Below are 14559 nucleotides of genomic sequence, written 5' to 3'. Positions count from 1 at the left end.
GCAAGCCATGCGCGCCAAACGGGAGGCCCGCAGGACACCGACTTGGAGCGCGGCTGGAGCGGGTCATATAGTCAGGTATCGCACAGCAATGGAACGCCGATGAACGTTACCCCGCAAGGCCGCGCTGCTCGGGTACGCAGGGAGGGAGGTCCGGATAGCGGGCAATACCCACTGCGCAACCTGTCGCACTTGCCCGGATGCGGCGCCGTCGTTCGTGATGAGACCGCATGTTCCAGGGATCAAGGAAAATCCTGCAGCGACATGGACCGCTCATGCTGAAAGTTCTCCCGACCCTTGCTCACGTTGCGTTGATCGCCTCGATCACACTGGCCGTTCCGGGCTGCAACAAGGAACGCTCATACCCGGTCCATCGCGAGAATCCGGCGCCAAAGGATGCGCTGCCGATTGTGATTCGGGTCCACGATGCACCCGTGGATGTCCCCGTTCCTTCGGTCTTTGTCACGTATGAGATAGACCCACTCTGTCTCCCTCCGGTCAACAATTGGGAGGGGGTGCAGTACGAGCCGAACCAGCACAAGGTTGAGCTTCAGGCACAGCGCCTCAGTGCCACTGAATTCAGCAGTGTTGTATTCAACGATGGCATGGAAGTTGCCGACTATTACGGTCGCGGCCCGTGCACTTGGACACCCGTGCTCGTGGAAGCTTCATTCGCCTTCATCATCGATGATCGCCCTATCCAAGCAACCGCATGGACTTCATTCACAAAGCTTGAAACCGAGAAACTCGCTACTACCTACGTACATCGCGCCTTACGCCCCATGACTTCAGGGGGATCGCCAGAGTGGACGCCTACCGAGCCTTCGACTTGGTACGAGAAGATGCCTCAAGATAAGCGAAAGGATTACTTCCCAATCGAAATCTCCGCACGGACTGAAGGAACAGCCCAATGAATCCTGGAGCAAATGCAGCCCTCTCAGATCATGTCTACAAGGATCCGCTCCCTGCGCCCAAGGCCATTGTTACCATTGCCGGGACGGAATATCGTGTACTGGCCAGCCTAAACTCCGCCTCCGGCTACCAAGGCGTCAAGAGTCAACGCACAACTCGGCGATGCCCTCGCACTCACCAAGCAGGCGATCGATCTGGCTAAAGAGAATGGGTATGGTCCGGTGTACGTCACCGGCCACTCGCTGGGCGGCGCGCTCGCGCAGATCACTGCACACCACTACAACCTCCCCGGCGACGCATTCAATCCTTACGGTGCTGCCGGGCTGGCGTATCGCCTTCCTGAGGGCCAGCCGGCCAACGCGGCGCCCTTCACCAACCATGTGATGGCAGGCGACCTGGTCAGCGCGGGCGGTCCTCATTACGGCAAGGTCGAGATGTATGCGCTGCCCACGGAACTGGAGGTCCTGCGCAACGCCCAGCACGGCCAGCGCATCGCCTCGCTTGGAACACCTGGGATGAAAAGCGGCCATGTCATGTCCGCCGCAGTGGCGGTCCAGTTGGGCGACTCCCATCGATTGGTTCATTTCCTTGATCGCGTGACCGACAAGGGCCCGGTGCCGTCTGTACTGGACAATCCCCAGGCCCGGATCACAGATCCCGAAGACCTGCGCAGGATTGCCGACTACCGCAGTGATGTTCATCAGTTGCGCGCAGGCGCGACCATGCTTGTCGGCGGCGGACCTGGCCTGCTGCGCGACGGGATCAATTACCTGCGCGGTACCGAGGAAGCCGGTGCATATGCCCGCCGCGAGGCTGAAGCGGAGCAGCGGGCCCGGAATGCGCTCAGGCCGGGGGAGCAGCTGATCCAGGATGCAACCGACAAGGGCTCGCCCTCTCTCGGCAATCCCGGCTTCTCTCCCGGGAGTCCATTGCAGGAGAGCATTGAGTCAACCTTGGACAAGGCAGGCTTGGATCCCAGGAAGGAAGGCCATCCAGACCATGTGCTCTACCAGCAGATCCGCGATGGTGTATCCGCCGTGGATGCCAGGCACGGGCGCAGCTTCGATGAAACCAGTGAGCGCATGACGGCCAGCCTGCTTGCGACGGCCAAGAGCAGCGGCCTCGAACGCGTTGATCATGTGGTCCTGGGCAGTCCACCCAGCGATGGCTCGGGCCCTCGCCTGTTCGTTGTGCAGGGAGCACCGGGCAATCCGGCACACCTGCGGGCGTCGGTTCCGATCAGCGAGGCAATCAATACGCCGGTGGAGCAGTCGATCGCCAAGGCCGAACAGATTGCGCAGGCACAGCAGGTCGGTCAGCAAGACCACGTCCAGGAGCAGACCCGAACCGCGATGCGCATGGGCTAGGCCGCCTGGCCGGGCACAATAGAAACCCGGCTTTCACCGGAGGTTCTTCGTTTCAACGGGTTGCCGGCCAGCGGCCGGCACTACCATGCGTCGTCCGCTCACAAAAAAACCCCCGGCGCGAGCCGGGGGTTTTCAGTTACCGCATCAGGCAGCGACCGTCTTGGCCACGTCCTGGTATTCCTCGATCTGGTCGAAGTTCATGTAGCGGTAGATCTCCGCGCCATTGGCGTTGATCACGCCGATGTCCGCCATGTACTCCTCCTTGGTCGGGATGCGGCCCAGGCGCGAGCAGATCGCCGCCAGTTCCGCCGAACCCAGGTACACGTTGGTGTTGCGGCCCAGGCGGTTCGGGAAGTTGCGGGTCGAGGTCGACATCGCGGTGGAGCCTTCGCGGATCTGCGCCTGGTTGCCCATGCACAGAGAGCAGCCCGGCATTTCCATGCGCGCGCCGGTAGCGCCGAAGGTGCCGTACACGCCTTCCTTGGTCAGCTCCGAAGCATCCATCTTGGTCGGCGGGGCCACCCACAGGCGGGTCGGCAGGTCACGCTTGCCTTCCAGCAGCTTTGCAGCGGCGCGGAAGTGACCGATGTTGGTCATGCACGAACCGATGAACACTTCGTCGATCTTGGCACCGGCCACTTCGGACAGGGTCTTCACGTCGTCCGGGTCGTTCGGGCAGGCCACGATCGGCTCGTGGATGTCGGCCAGGTCGATCTCGATGACGGCGGCGTACTCGGCGTCGGCATCCGGCTCCAGCAGCTGCGGGTTGGCCAGCCACGCTTCCATCTTCTCGATGCGACGCTGCAGCGAACGCGGGTCCTGGTAACCCTCGGCAATCATCCACTTCAGCAGCGTGATGTTGCTGGTCAGGTACTCGATGATCGGTTCCTTGTTCAGGCGCACCGAGCAACCGGCCGCCGAACGCTCGGCCGAGGCATCGGACAGTTCGAACGCCTGCTCGACCTTCAGCTCCGGCAGGCCTTCGATTTCCAGGATGCGACCGGAGAAGATGTTCTTCTTGCCAGCCTTGGCCACGGTCAGCAGGCCCGACTTGATCGCGTACAGCGGGATCGCGTTGACCAGGTCACGCAGGGTCACGCCCGGCTGCATCTTGCCCTTGAAGCGCACCAGCACCGACTCCGGCATGTCCAGCGGCATCACGCCGGTGGCCGCGGCGAAGGCGACCAGGCCCGAACCGGCCGGGAACGAAATACCCACCGGGAAACGGGTGTGCGAGTCACCACCGGTGCCGACGGTGTCCGGCAGCAGCATGCGGTTGAGCCAGCTGTGGATCACGCCGTCGCCCGGGCGCAGCGAAACGCCGCCACGGGTGGAGATGAACTCCGGCAGGGTGTGGTGGGTCTTCACGTCCACCGGCTTCGGGTACGCGGCGGTATGGCAGAACGACTGCATCACCAGGTCGGCCGAGAAGCCCAGGCACGCCAGGTCCTTCAGCTCGTCGCGGGTCATCGGGCCGGTGGTGTCCTGCGAGCCCACCGAGGTCATCTTCGGTTCGCAGTAGGTGCCCGGGCGCATGCCCTGGCCTTCCGGCAGGCCACAGGCGCGGCCGACCATCTTCTGCGCCAGCGAGAAGCCCTTGCCGGTGTCGACCGGCTGCACCGGCAGGCGGAACAGATCGGTCGGGGCCAGGCCCAGCGCTTCGCGCGCCTTGCCGGTCAGGCCACGGCCGATGATCAGCGGAATGCGGCCACCGGCACGCACTTCGTCGAACAGCACGTCGGACTTGACCTGGAACTCGGCGATCACTTCACCGTTCTTCAGCGCCTTGCCTTCATACGGACGCAGCTCGACCACATCGCCGTGTTCCATCTTCGACACGTCCAGCTCGATCGGCAGCGCGCCGGCATCTTCCATGGTGTTGTAGAAGATCGGGGCGATCTTCGAACCCAGGCAGACGCCACCGGCGCGCTTGTTCGGGATGAACGGAATGTCGTCGCCGGTCCACCACAGCACGCTGTTGGTGGCCGACTTGCGCGAGGAACCGGTGCCGACCACGTCGCCGACGTAGGCGACCAGATGGCCCTTGTCCTTCAGGTCAAGGATCTGCTGGATCGGGCCGCGCTTGCCGTCTTCTTCCGGGGTGAACGGCGCGTCGTCGCGCTTGTTCTTCAGCATCGCCAGGGCGTGCATCGGAATGTCCGGGCGGGTGGTCGCGTCCGGTGCCGGCGACAGGTCGTCGGTGTTGGTCTCGCCCGGCACCTTGAACACGGTGACGGTCAGGCTCTGCGGCACTTCCGGATTGCTGGTGAACCACTCGGCATCGGCCCAGCTCTGCAGCACGGCCTGGGCGTTGGCGTTGCCGGCCTTGGCCTTTTCCTGCACGTCATGGAACGCATCGAACACCAGCAGGGTCTTCTTCAGGCCGTTGGCGGCGATGGTGCCGACGCTGGCGTCGTCCAGCAACTGCACCAGCGGGGCCACGTTGTAACCGCCGAGCATGGTGCCCAGCAGTTCGGTGGCGCGCTCGCGGCTGATCAGCGGGTTCTGCTCGCTGCCCAGGGCGATCGCCGCCAGGTACGAGGCCTTGACCTTGGCCGCGTCATCGACACCGGCCGGCACGCGATGGGTCAGCAGGTCGAGCAGGAACTCGGCCTCGCCCTGCGGCGGGTTCTTCAGCAGTTCGATGACATCGGCCGTCTGCTGCGCGCTCAGCGGCAGCGGCGGGATGCCAAGCGCAGCGCGCTCGGCGACGTGGTGGCGGTAGGCTTCCAACATGACAACTCCCGGGTAATGCGTAGGTTGAAATAACAAAGTGGGCTCAGGCGTGCGGCACGATCAGCTTCAGGCCCTTGAAGTAGTCGCGGTAAAACGTGTCGTTCCAGGTGATCAGGCCGTCACACTGCAGCAGTGCGTGGGCGCCGACCATGAATTCGTCCAGGCTGCGGCGGCTGCCGCCGCGCTGGCGATGACGGCGGTGCATCTCGCCGGCGCGCAGCGCCGACTTGGCTTCCATCGGGTTGAAGTGCACGCCCATTTCTTCCAGCGCTTCGAGCACCTCGGCGCCGCCGCGCAGCGATGCGCAGACCTCGGCCAGGGTCGCGCCACAGACCACCACGCGGCCACCGACCAGGCTCTGCCGGAGGATGGCTTCCACGGCATCGGCCTGCGGACCATTGCTGAGCAGCTCGACCAGCACCGGTGAATCGACGGCGATCATCACGGCTTATTCCTCGTCACGCACCGCGCGTACCGCTGCGTCGGACGATTCGAAGCCGTCCAGCGCAAACTTGCCGCGCGCCCGTGAAATCGCATCGTCAACACTCTTGCGCAGGATGATGCGGCTGCCGTCCAGCTCGACCTTCAGCAGCGTGCCCTTGGTCAGGCCGAGGGCATCACGCACCGCCTTGGGCAGGGTGATCTGTCCGCGTTCTGCAACAGTGGCTTCCATCGGTAGGCCCTCCAGAGTATGCACAAATTATACATACTTCCCCGGGCATACTTCCACCCTGAACAGGACCGGCGCCCCGCCAGCCCTTGCCTCGCAAAGGATCGGCCACAAACGTGACATACGCCATACACCTTCCCCTGTAGTCTGGAACCGATGCCGCAGGCCGGGACCCGGCCCGGATGAATCCATTCAGTCTGAGGTTCATACTGGGACGACCGGGGCCGTCAGGCCCGCGGCGACCGCAAGCAGGCCCGCCCATGCGCGGGCCACTGCAAGCCATCCGCAAGAAGGAGTTACCCCGCATGAGCGATTCGTTCTCCACCCGCAGCCAGCTGAACGTCGGCGGCAAGACCTACGACTACTTCAGCCTGCCCACGCTGGGCCAGCGCTTCGATATCTCCCACCTGCCCTACTCGATGAAGATCCTGCTGGAGAACCTGCTCCGGCACGAGGACGGCGGTATCACCGTCGGCAAGGACCACATCAAAGCCGTGGCCCGCTGGAACCCGGCGGCCGAGCCGGACACCGAGATCGCCTTCATGCCGGCGCGCGTGGTCCTGCAGGACTTCACCGGCGTGCCCTGCGTGGTCGACCTGGCCGCGATGCGCGACGCGGTCGTCAAGCTGGGCGGCTCGCCGGAGCAGATCAACCCGCAGATCCCCTCCGAACTGGTCATCGACCACTCGGTGCAGGTCGATGTGTTCGGCAAGCCGGACGCGCTGGACCTCAACGGCAAGATCGAATTCCAGCGCAACCAGGAACGCTACGGCTTCCTGCGCTGGGGCCAGAAGGCCTTCGACAACTTCAAGGTGGTGCCGCCGAACACCGGCATCGTCCACCAGGTGAACCTGGAGAACCTGGCCCGCGTAGTGATGACGGCCGACAAGGACGGCAAGGCGGTCGCCTACCCCGATACCGTGTTCGGTACCGACAGCCACACCACCATGATCAACGGCATCGGCGTGCTTGGCTGGGGCGTGGGCGGCATCGAAGCCGAGGCCGCCATGCTCGGCCAACCGTCGTCGATGCTGATCCCGCAGGTGGTCGGCTTCAAGCTGACCGGCAAGCTGCCCGAGGGTGCCACCGCTACGGACCTGGTGCTGACCGTCACCCAGATGCTGCGCAAGCTGGGCGTCGTCGGCAAGTTCGTCGAGTTCTACGGTGACGGCCTGCAGCACCTGCCGCTGGCCGACCGTGCCACCATCGGCAACATGGCCCCGGAGTACGGCGCCACCTGCGGCATCTTCCCGATCGACGCCGAATCGCTGAACTACCTGCGCCTGTCCGGCCGCAGCGAAGAGCAGATCGACCTGGTCGAAGCCTATGCCAAGGCACAGGGCCTGTGGCACGAACCGGGCAGCCCGCATGCCCAGTACAGCACCACGCTGGAACTGGACATGGGCACGGTGAAGCCGTCGCTGGCCGGCCCGAAGCGTCCGCAGGACCGCGTGCTGCTGGAGGACGTGCAGAAGAACTACCGCGAAGCACTGGTTGGCATGACCAGCAACCGCGACAAGCGCAGTGATGATGTTTCCTCGTTCGTCAATGAGGGCGGCGGCGCGGCGGTCGGCAACGAGCAGCTGGCCAAGGGCTTCGCCGACATCGAGATCGAAGGCCGCAAGGTGCGGCTGAAGGATGGCGCGGTGGTCATCGCCGCCATCACCTCCTGCACCAACACCTCCAACCCGGCGGTGATGATCGGTGCCGGCCTGCTGGCCCGCAATGCGGCCGCCAAGGGCCTGAACCGCCAGCCGTGGGTGAAGACCTCGCTCGGGCCGGGCTCGCGCGTGGTCACGGACTACCTGGAAAAGGCCGGCGTGCTGAAGGAGCTGGAGAAGATCGGCTTCTACGTGGTCGGCTACGGCTGCACCACCTGCATCGGCAACTCCGGCCCGCTGCCGACCGAAGTCAGCGCCGGCATCGCCACCGGCGACCTGGTGGTCACCTCGGTGCTGTCGGGCAACCGCAACTTCGAGGGTCGCGTGCACCCCGAAGTGAAGATGAACTACCTGGCCAGCCCGCCGCTGGTGGTGGCCTATGCCATCGCCGGCACCACCGACATCGACCTGACCACCCAGCCGCTGGGCACCGGCAGCGATGGCCAGCCGGTGTTCCTGCGCGACATCTGGCCGAGCAACAAGGAAATCGGCGATGTCATCGCCGCCACCATCGGCCCGGAGATGTTCAAGCAGAACTACGCCGACGTGTTCAAGGGCGACACCCGCTGGAACACCATCGCCTCGCCGGACGGCAACCTGTACGCGTGGAGCGGTGCCTCCACCTACATCAAGAACCCGCCGTACTTCGATGGCATGACCATGCAGACCGGCAGCATCGACGACGTGCACGGCGCACGCGTGATGGGCCTGTTCGGCGATTCGATCACCACCGACCACATCTCCCCGGCCGGCAACATCAAGAAGGACTCGCCGGCGGGCCGCTTCCTGCAGGAACGCGGCGTGCAGCCGGCCGACTTCAACAGCTACGGCAGCCGCCGCGGCAACGATGACGTGATGGTCCGCGGCACCTTCGCCAACATCCGCATCAAGAACCTGATGTTCGGTGGCGAGGAAGGCGGCAACACCCTGTACTACCCCGCCGGTGGTGGCCAGCCGGAGAAGCTGGCGATCTACGATGCGGCCATGAAGTACAAGGCCGACAAGGTGCCGCTGGTGGTGCTGGCCGGCAAGGAATACGGCACCGGTTCGTCGCGCGACTGGGCGGCCAAGGGCACCCTGCTGCTGGGGGTGAAGGCGGTCATCGCCGAAAGCTTCGAGCGCATCCACCGCTCCAACCTGGTCGGCATGGGCGTGCTGCCGCTGCAGTTCCGCAACGGCGAGAACGCGCAGAGCCTGGGCCTGGACGGCTCGGAAGTGATCGACATCACCGGCCTGCAGGACGGTGCCAGCAAGCGCGCCACGGTCACCGCGACCAAGGCCGATGGCACGAAGAAGACCTTCGAGGTCTCGGTGATGCTGCTGACCCCGAAGGAAGTCGAGTACTTCCGTCATGGCGGCCTGCTGCAGTACGTGCTGCGCCAGCTGGCAGCCAAGTAACGGAAAAGGGCCGGATCCTTGCGGGTCCGGCCCTTTCCGTCTGCGATGCCCCCCTGTAGAGCCGAGCCTGCGCTCGGCTGCTTCTGCGCCAACAGCAGCCGAGCCTGCGCTCGGCTCTACAGAGGCGCTCAGCGGCGGGGTGCGTCCGGGTCGGTGCGCAGCGCCTTCAGCAGGCCCCACATGTAGAACGCCAGGGTGAACGAGAACGGCAGGCCACACAGCACCACCGCCGTCTGCATCGCACTGAAATTGCCCGCCAGCAGCAGGCCGACGCTGGCCACGGTAATGCCGGCCGCCCAGAACACGCGCAGCCAGATCGGCGCGTCATGGCCGTCTTCCACACCATCGTCAACGCGACGGGTGCACAGGTTGGCGATCATCAGCGTGCCCGAGTCGACCGGGGTCAGGAACAGCACGAAGCCGATCACCACCGCGGCACCGGCCACGTACGGCGCGCCGGGCAGGTATTCCAGCAGCTTGAACAGCGTCATCGCCGCATCGTGCTGGGCCACCTCACCCAGGATCGCCTGGCCGTGGTTGAGCACCAGGTCGATGGCGGTGTTGCCGAAGATCGACAGCCAGGCCAGGGTGAAGCCGAGCGGGATCAGCAGCACGCCCATGATCACTTCGCGGATGGTGCGGCCACGCGAGATGCGCGCCACGAAAAGGCCGACGAACGGCGCCCAGGCGATCCACCAGGCCCAGTAGAACAGCGTCCACGACCCCATCCACTCACGGCCCTTCGGGTCGTTGAGGTACATGTCGAAGCTCTTGCGCACGAACGCGCCAAGGTAATCGCCGGTGTTCTGGATCAGACCGTCGAACAGGTGCAGGGTCGGGCCGGTGACCAGCACGAACAGCAGCAGGCCACACAGCAGGCGCACGTTGAGGTTGGACAGCCAGGCAATGCCCTTTTCCACACCGGCGACCACGCCGATGGTGGCCACCACCATCATCACCAGCACGATGGCCACCAGCACCTGCGGCGTATCCGGGATGTGGAACAGGTAGACCAGGCCGGACTGCACCACCAGCGCGCCGATGCCGAGATTGGTCACCATCGAGATCAGCGTGGCCAGGATGCCGAAACCATCGACCATGTCGCCGATGGGACCGTGGATGCGCTCACCGAAGATCGGGTACAGCGCCGAGCGCAGCGCCAGCGGCAGGTCGCGGCGGTACGCGAAGTAGCCCAGCGCCACGCCGACCAGCGCGTACAGCGCCCAGCCGTGCAGGCCCCAGTGCAGGAAGGTCAGCACCATCGCTTCGCGGCCGGCGGCCACGGTCCCGCCGGGTTGCCCGGGCGGATGCAGGAAATGGTCCAGCGGCTCGTAGGCGCCGTAGTACAGCAGCGCGATGCCGATGCCGGCCGAGAACAGCATCGAGACCCAGGCAACGTAGCCGAAGGCCGGTGACTCCTCGTTGTGGCCCAGGCGGATGCGGCCATACGGCGAGAACGCCAGCCACAGCACGAAGCCCAGGCACAGCACGATCAGCAGCATGTACCACCAGCCGAACGCGGCCGACACCTCGGCCTGCGCCCATTGCAGCCAGTGCTCGCTGCCTTCGGGATAGAGAACGGTGAGCAGCCCGAGGATGCCGATCGACACCGAGGAGCTGAGAAAGACAAAACGGTTCAAGCGCAGGGGCGAACACTTGGGATGAGCCAGGGAAGACATGGGATCGTCTCATCAGTCCGGGGGAGCACATGGGCGGGGCCGGACCGGTAAACCGGGCCCATGGCGTGGGGCGCGAGCGCATCCTAGGGTTTATTGATTGAACGTTCAATCAATAAAAAGCATAATGGCGGGCAGCCGATCCTTCGGGTCGCAATCCGTGGAGAGACAATGCCGAAGAAAGGCGTGGAACCGGTACGGCGCGAACAGCTGATCCGGGCCACTTTCCAGACCATCGACGAGATCGGCATGGCCGACGCGACCGTCGCCACCATCGCGAAGAAGGCAGGGCTGTCCAGCGGCATCGTCGCCCACTACTTCGGCGACAAGGACGGCCTGCTCAATGCTGCAATGCGGCAGATCCTGCGCGAGCTGAAGGACGCCGTCGCCCGCTACCGCGCCGAGGCCAGCGATGACCCCCGCGAGCAGTTGCGTGCCATCGTCGATGGCAACTTCGATGACAGCCAGATCAACGGTACCGCCATGCGCGTCTGGCTCACGTTCTGGGCCGCCAGCATGCACCAGCCGGAACTGGCCCGGCTGCAGCGCGCCAACGACCAGCGTCTGTTCTCCAACCTGTGCCACCAGTTCAACCGCCTGCTGCCCCACCCGCAGGCCCGCCTGGCCGCCCGTGGCCTGGCCGCGATGATCGACGGCCTGTGGCTGCGTGGCAGCCTGGTCGGCGGCCAGTTCAACGCCGACAAGTCGCGGCGCATCGCCTACGGCTACATCGACTTCCAGTTGCAGGCTGCCGCGCTATAAGCGCTTCAGCACCCGCCCCCTTCCAAGGAGTACGCCCCATGACCACCCTGCCCGTCCAACAGCTCTACATCCACGGCCAGCGCGTCGATGCCACCAGCGGCAAGACCTTCAAGACCGTCAACCCGGCCACCGGTGAGGTGATCGCCGAAGTGCAGGTTGCCAGCCAGGCCGACGTCGAGCGCGCCGTGCAGAGCGCGGCCGAAGGCCAGAAGGTGTGGGCCGCGATGACGGCCATGGAGCGCTCGCGCATCCTGCGCCGCGCCGTCGAGCTCCTGCGCGAGCGCAACGACGAACTGGCCCACCTGGAAACCCTGGACACCGGCAAGGCGCTGGCCGAGACCACCACCGTGGACATCGTCACCGGCGCCGACGTGGTCGAGTACTACGCTGGCCTGGCCACCGCCATCGAAGGCATCCAGCTGCCGCTGCGCGAATCGAGCTTCTTCTACACCCGCCGCGAACCGCTGGGCGTGGTGGCCGGCATCGGCGCCTGGAACTACCCGATCCAGATCGCCATGTGGAAGTCGGCCCCGGCCCTCGCCGCCGGCAATGCGATGGTGTTCAAGCCGTCCGAAGTGACCCCGTTGACCGCGATCCGGCTGGCCGAGATCTACACCGAAGCCGGCGTGCCGGCCGGCGTGTTCAACGTCGTGCAGGGCCCGGGCCGCGAGATCGGGCAGTGGCTGACCGAGCACCCGGTGATCGAGAAGATTTCCTTCACCGGCGGCGTCGCCACCGGCAAGAAGGTCATGGCCAGCGCGGCGTCCTCGTCGCTGAAGGAAGTGACCATGGAGCTGGGCGGCAAGTCGCCGCTGGTGATCTGCGATGACGCCGATCTGGACCGCGCCGCCGACATCGCGGTGATGGCCAACTTCTTCAGCTCCGGCCAGGTCTGTACCAACGGCACCCGCGTGTTCGTGCCGCGCAGCATGCTGGCCGCGTTCGAGGCCGCCGTTGTCGAGCGCGTCAAGCGCATCCGCATCGGCGACCCGATGGCCGCAGAGACCAACTTCGGCCCGCTGACCAGCTTCCCGCACATGGAAAACGTGCTGCGCTACATCGAAAGCGGCAAGGCCGAAGGCGCCCGCCTGCTGACCGGCGGCGGCCGTGCCACCGAAGGCGCGCTGGCCAATGGCGCGTACGTGCTGCCGACCGTGTTCTCCGACTGCCGCGATGACATGACGATTGTCCGGGAAGAGATCTTCGGGCCGGTGATGAGCATCCTCGCCTACGACGACGAAGACGAAGTGGTGCGTCGTGCCAACGACACCACCTTCGGCCTCGCCGCCGGCGTGGTCAGCAAGGATGTCAGCCGCGCCCACCGCATCATCCACCGCCTGGAAGCCGGCATCTGCTGGATCAACACCTGGGGCGAATCGCCGGCCGAAATGCCCGTCGGTGGCTACAAGGAATCCGGCGTCGGCCGCGAGAACGGCATCTCGACCCTCGGCCACTACACCCGCATCAAGTCGGTGCAGGTCGAGCTGGGCGACTACGCCAGCGTGTTCTGACCGGCGCGCCGCCAGCACGCCCCATCGTCCGGCCACCGCGCCGATCCGACATCCCGCCGGGACGCCTGCATGCAGCGCGCCCCGGCCTGCAGGAGACACCCATGAGCACCCACAACGAGTACGACTACATCATCATCGGCGCCGGTTCGGCCGGCAACGTGCTGGCTACCCGCCTCACCGAAGATGCCGATGTCAGCGTGCTGCTGCTGGAAGCCGGTGGCCCGGACTACCGGCTCGACTTCCGTACCCAGATGCCGGCGGCACTGGCCTTCCCGCTGCAGGGCAAGCGCTACAACTGGGCGTACAAGACCGATCCCGAGCCCTTCATGAACAACCGCCGCATGGACTGCGGCCGCGGCAAGGGCCTGGGTGGCTCGTCGCTGATCAACGGCATGTGCTACATCCGCGGCAACGCGATGGACTATGACAACTGGGCCAGCATGCCGGGCCTGGAAGACTGGACCTACCTGGACTGCCTGCCCTACTTCCGCAAGGCCGAAACCCGTGATATCGGCCCCAATGACTACCACGGTGGCGACGGCCCGCTGCGCGTTACCACGCCCAAGGCCGGCAACAACGAGCTGTTCGCTGCGATGGTCGAAGCCGGCGTGCAGGCCGGCTACCCGCGCACCGACGACCTCAACGGCTACCAGCAGGAAGGTTTCGGCCCGATGGACCGCACGGTGACCCCGAAGGGCCGTCGTTCCAGCACCGCCCGCGGCTACCTGGACCTGGCCAAGCCGCGCCCGAACCTGACCATCGTCACCCACGCGCTGACCGACCGCATCCTGTTCTCGGGCAAGCGCGCCGTGGGCGTGCAGTGGCTGCACAGCGACCGGCCGCAGCGCGCCACCGCCCGCCGCGAAGTGCTGCTGTGCGGCGGCGCCATCGCCTCGCCGCAGATACTGCAGCGCTCGGGCGTCGGCCCGGCCGACCTGCTGCGCAGCCTGGACATCGACCTGGTGCACCACCTGCCGGGCGTCGGCGCCAACCTGCAGGACCACCTTGAGATGTACCTGCAGTACGAGTGCAAGAAGCCGGTGTCGCTGGCGCCGGCACTGAAGCTGTACAACCAGCCGGCGATCGGTGCCGAGTGGCTGTTCCTGGGCACCGGCATCGGCGCCAGCAACCAGTTCGAGGCCGGTGGCTTCATCCGCAGCGACGCCGAATTCGACTGGCCGAACCTGCAGTACCACTTCCTGCCGGTGGCGATCAATTACAACGGCTCCAACCCGATCAAGGCGCACAGCTTCCAGATGCACGTCGGTTCGATGCGCTCACCCAGCCGCGGCCGCATCCACGTGCGCTCGAAGGACCCGCGCGAACATCCGAGCATCCTGTTCAACTACATGTCGCACGACCAGGACTGGCGCGAGTTCCGTGCGGCGATCCGCATCACCCGCGAGATCTTCGCGCAGCCGGCGCTGGCCCCGTACAGCGGCCGCGAGATCTCGCCGGGAAGCGCGCTGCAGACCGACGCGCAGATCGATGCGTTCGTGCGCGAGCACGCCGAGACTGCCTATCACCCGTCGTGCTCGAACAAGATGGGCCATGCCGACGATCCGATGGCGGTGGTCGATGGCCAGGGCCGCGTGCACGGGCTGGAAGGCCTGCGCATCGTCGATGCCTCGATCATGCCGCAGGTGGTGACCGGCAACCTCAACGCGCCGACCATCATGATGGCCGAGAAGCTGGCCGACGTGATCCGCGGCCGCACCCCGCTCGCCCGTAGCACCGCGCCGTACTACAAGGCCAACGGCGCACCCGTTCGCAAGCAGGGTTGACGCAGCCGGCCCGTTTGGGGCCACGGTAGTGCCGGCCGCTGGCCGGCATCCATCGTATGGTCCGTCCAGCGCAGATGCCGGCCAG

General features: G+C 65.6%; 10 protein-coding genes. 6 read left to right on the top strand and 4 right to left on the bottom strand.

The window, feature by feature from the left end:
• Window positions 1-272: 272 nt before the first annotated feature.
• Together ACT6SE_RS09510 and ACT6SE_RS09505 are read left to right on the top strand one after the other, a co-directional pair.
• Window positions 273-911: a hypothetical protein gene (locus ACT6SE_RS09510; RefSeq protein WP_080342741.1), complete on the top strand. Its 639-nt coding sequence runs from the start codon at window positions 273-275 to the stop codon at window positions 909-911.
• Window positions 912-1130: 219 nt separating this feature from the next.
• The gene (locus tag ACT6SE_RS09505) at window positions 1131-2276 is read left to right on the top strand and encodes an XVIPCD domain-containing protein (protein ID WP_235319605.1); all 1146 of its coding nucleotides are present in this window, start codon (window positions 1131-1133) and stop codon (window positions 2274-2276) included.
• Between the two features lie 144 nt (window positions 2277-2420).
• On the opposite strand, the gene acnB is transcribed toward ACT6SE_RS09505, so the two are convergent.
• Genes acnB through ACT6SE_RS09490 form a run of 3 tightly spaced genes read right to left on the bottom strand, consistent with a single transcriptional unit; the run spans window position 2421 to window position 5685 of the window.
• Complete coding sequence (acnB, locus tag ACT6SE_RS09500) at window positions 2421-5012, bottom strand: bifunctional aconitate hydratase 2/2-methylisocitrate dehydratase (protein WP_014647014.1); 2592 nt, start codon at window positions 5010-5012, stop codon at window positions 2421-2423.
• 43 nt (window positions 5013-5055) lie between these two features.
• A complete protein-coding gene (locus ACT6SE_RS09495) occupies window positions 5056-5454 on the bottom strand; it encodes a type II toxin-antitoxin system VapC family toxin (RefSeq protein ID WP_005416402.1) in 399 nt (132 codons plus the stop codon).
• A 6-nt stretch (window positions 5455-5460) separates the two neighbouring features.
• The gene (locus ACT6SE_RS09490) at window positions 5461-5685 is read right to left on the bottom strand and encodes an AbrB/MazE/SpoVT family DNA-binding domain-containing protein (protein ID WP_005409505.1); all 225 of its coding nucleotides are present in this window, start codon (window positions 5683-5685) and stop codon (window positions 5461-5463) included.
• A gap of 302 nt (window positions 5686-5987) precedes the next feature.
• On the opposite strand from ACT6SE_RS09490, the gene acnA reads away from it, so the two are divergent.
• Complete coding sequence (acnA, locus tag ACT6SE_RS09485) at window positions 5988-8741, top strand: aconitate hydratase AcnA (protein ID WP_046430405.1); 2754 nt, start codon at window positions 5988-5990, stop codon at window positions 8739-8741.
• A 128-nt stretch (window positions 8742-8869) separates the two neighbouring features.
• Here the strand turns inward: acnA and ACT6SE_RS09480 are convergent, their stop codons facing one another.
• On the bottom strand, window positions 8870-10420 hold the full coding sequence (locus ACT6SE_RS09480; protein WP_046430403.1) for a BCCT family transporter: 1551 nt from the start codon (window positions 10418-10420) through the stop codon (window positions 8870-8872).
• Between the two features lie 168 nt (window positions 10421-10588).
• On the opposite strand from ACT6SE_RS09480, the gene betI reads away from it, so the two are divergent.
• The 3 genes from betI (at window position 10589) to betA (ending at window position 14474) form a co-directional block, all read left to right on the top strand.
• Window positions 10589-11179, top strand: a complete 591-nt coding sequence (betI, locus tag ACT6SE_RS09475; protein ID WP_014647011.1) for a transcriptional regulator BetI — start codon at window positions 10589-10591, stop codon at window positions 11177-11179.
• Window positions 11180-11217: 38 nt separating this feature from the next.
• The gene (betB, locus tag ACT6SE_RS09470) at window positions 11218-12690 is read left to right on the top strand and encodes a betaine-aldehyde dehydrogenase (RefSeq protein ID WP_014647010.1); all 1473 of its coding nucleotides are present in this window, start codon (window positions 11218-11220) and stop codon (window positions 12688-12690) included.
• A gap of 101 nt (window positions 12691-12791) precedes the next feature.
• Window positions 12792-14474, top strand: a complete 1683-nt coding sequence (betA, locus tag ACT6SE_RS09465; RefSeq protein WP_046430400.1) for a choline dehydrogenase — start codon at window positions 12792-12794, stop codon at window positions 14472-14474.
• The last annotated feature ends 85 nt before the right edge of the window (window positions 14475-14559 follow it).

Source organism: Stenotrophomonas sp. LC732 (assembly GCF_052446685.1).
Taxonomy (GTDB): domain Bacteria; phylum Pseudomonadota; class Gammaproteobacteria; order Xanthomonadales; family Xanthomonadaceae; genus Stenotrophomonas; species Stenotrophomonas muris.
Note: the sequence above shows the minus strand (reverse complement) of the source record. Positions and strands in the feature narration are given on the sequence as shown.

Coding starts and splice junctions, on each gene's coding strand:
- ACT6SE_RS09510 (WP_080342741.1), top strand. CDS start 273: ATGCTGAAAGTTCTCCCGACCCTTGCTCACGTTGCGTTGATCGCCTCG.
- acnB (WP_014647014.1), bottom strand. CDS start 5,012: ATGTTGGAAGCCTACCGCCACCACGTCGCCGAGCGCGCTGCGCTTGGC.
- ACT6SE_RS09495 (WP_005416402.1), bottom strand. CDS start 5,454: ATGATCGCCGTCGATTCACCGGTGCTGGTCGAGCTGCTCAGCAATGGT.
- ACT6SE_RS09490 (WP_005409505.1), bottom strand. CDS start 5,685: ATGGAAGCCACTGTTGCAGAACGCGGACAGATCACCCTGCCCAAGGCG.
- acnA (WP_046430405.1), top strand. CDS start 5,988: ATGAGCGATTCGTTCTCCACCCGCAGCCAGCTGAACGTCGGCGGCAAG.
- ACT6SE_RS09480 (WP_046430403.1), bottom strand. CDS start 10,420: ATGTCTTCCCTGGCTCATCCCAAGTGTTCGCCCCTGCGCTTGAACCGT.
- betI (WP_014647011.1), top strand. CDS start 10,589: ATGCCGAAGAAAGGCGTGGAACCGGTACGGCGCGAACAGCTGATCCGG.
- betB (WP_014647010.1), top strand. CDS start 11,218: ATGACCACCCTGCCCGTCCAACAGCTCTACATCCACGGCCAGCGCGTC.
- betA (WP_046430400.1), top strand. CDS start 12,792: ATGAGCACCCACAACGAGTACGACTACATCATCATCGGCGCCGGTTCG.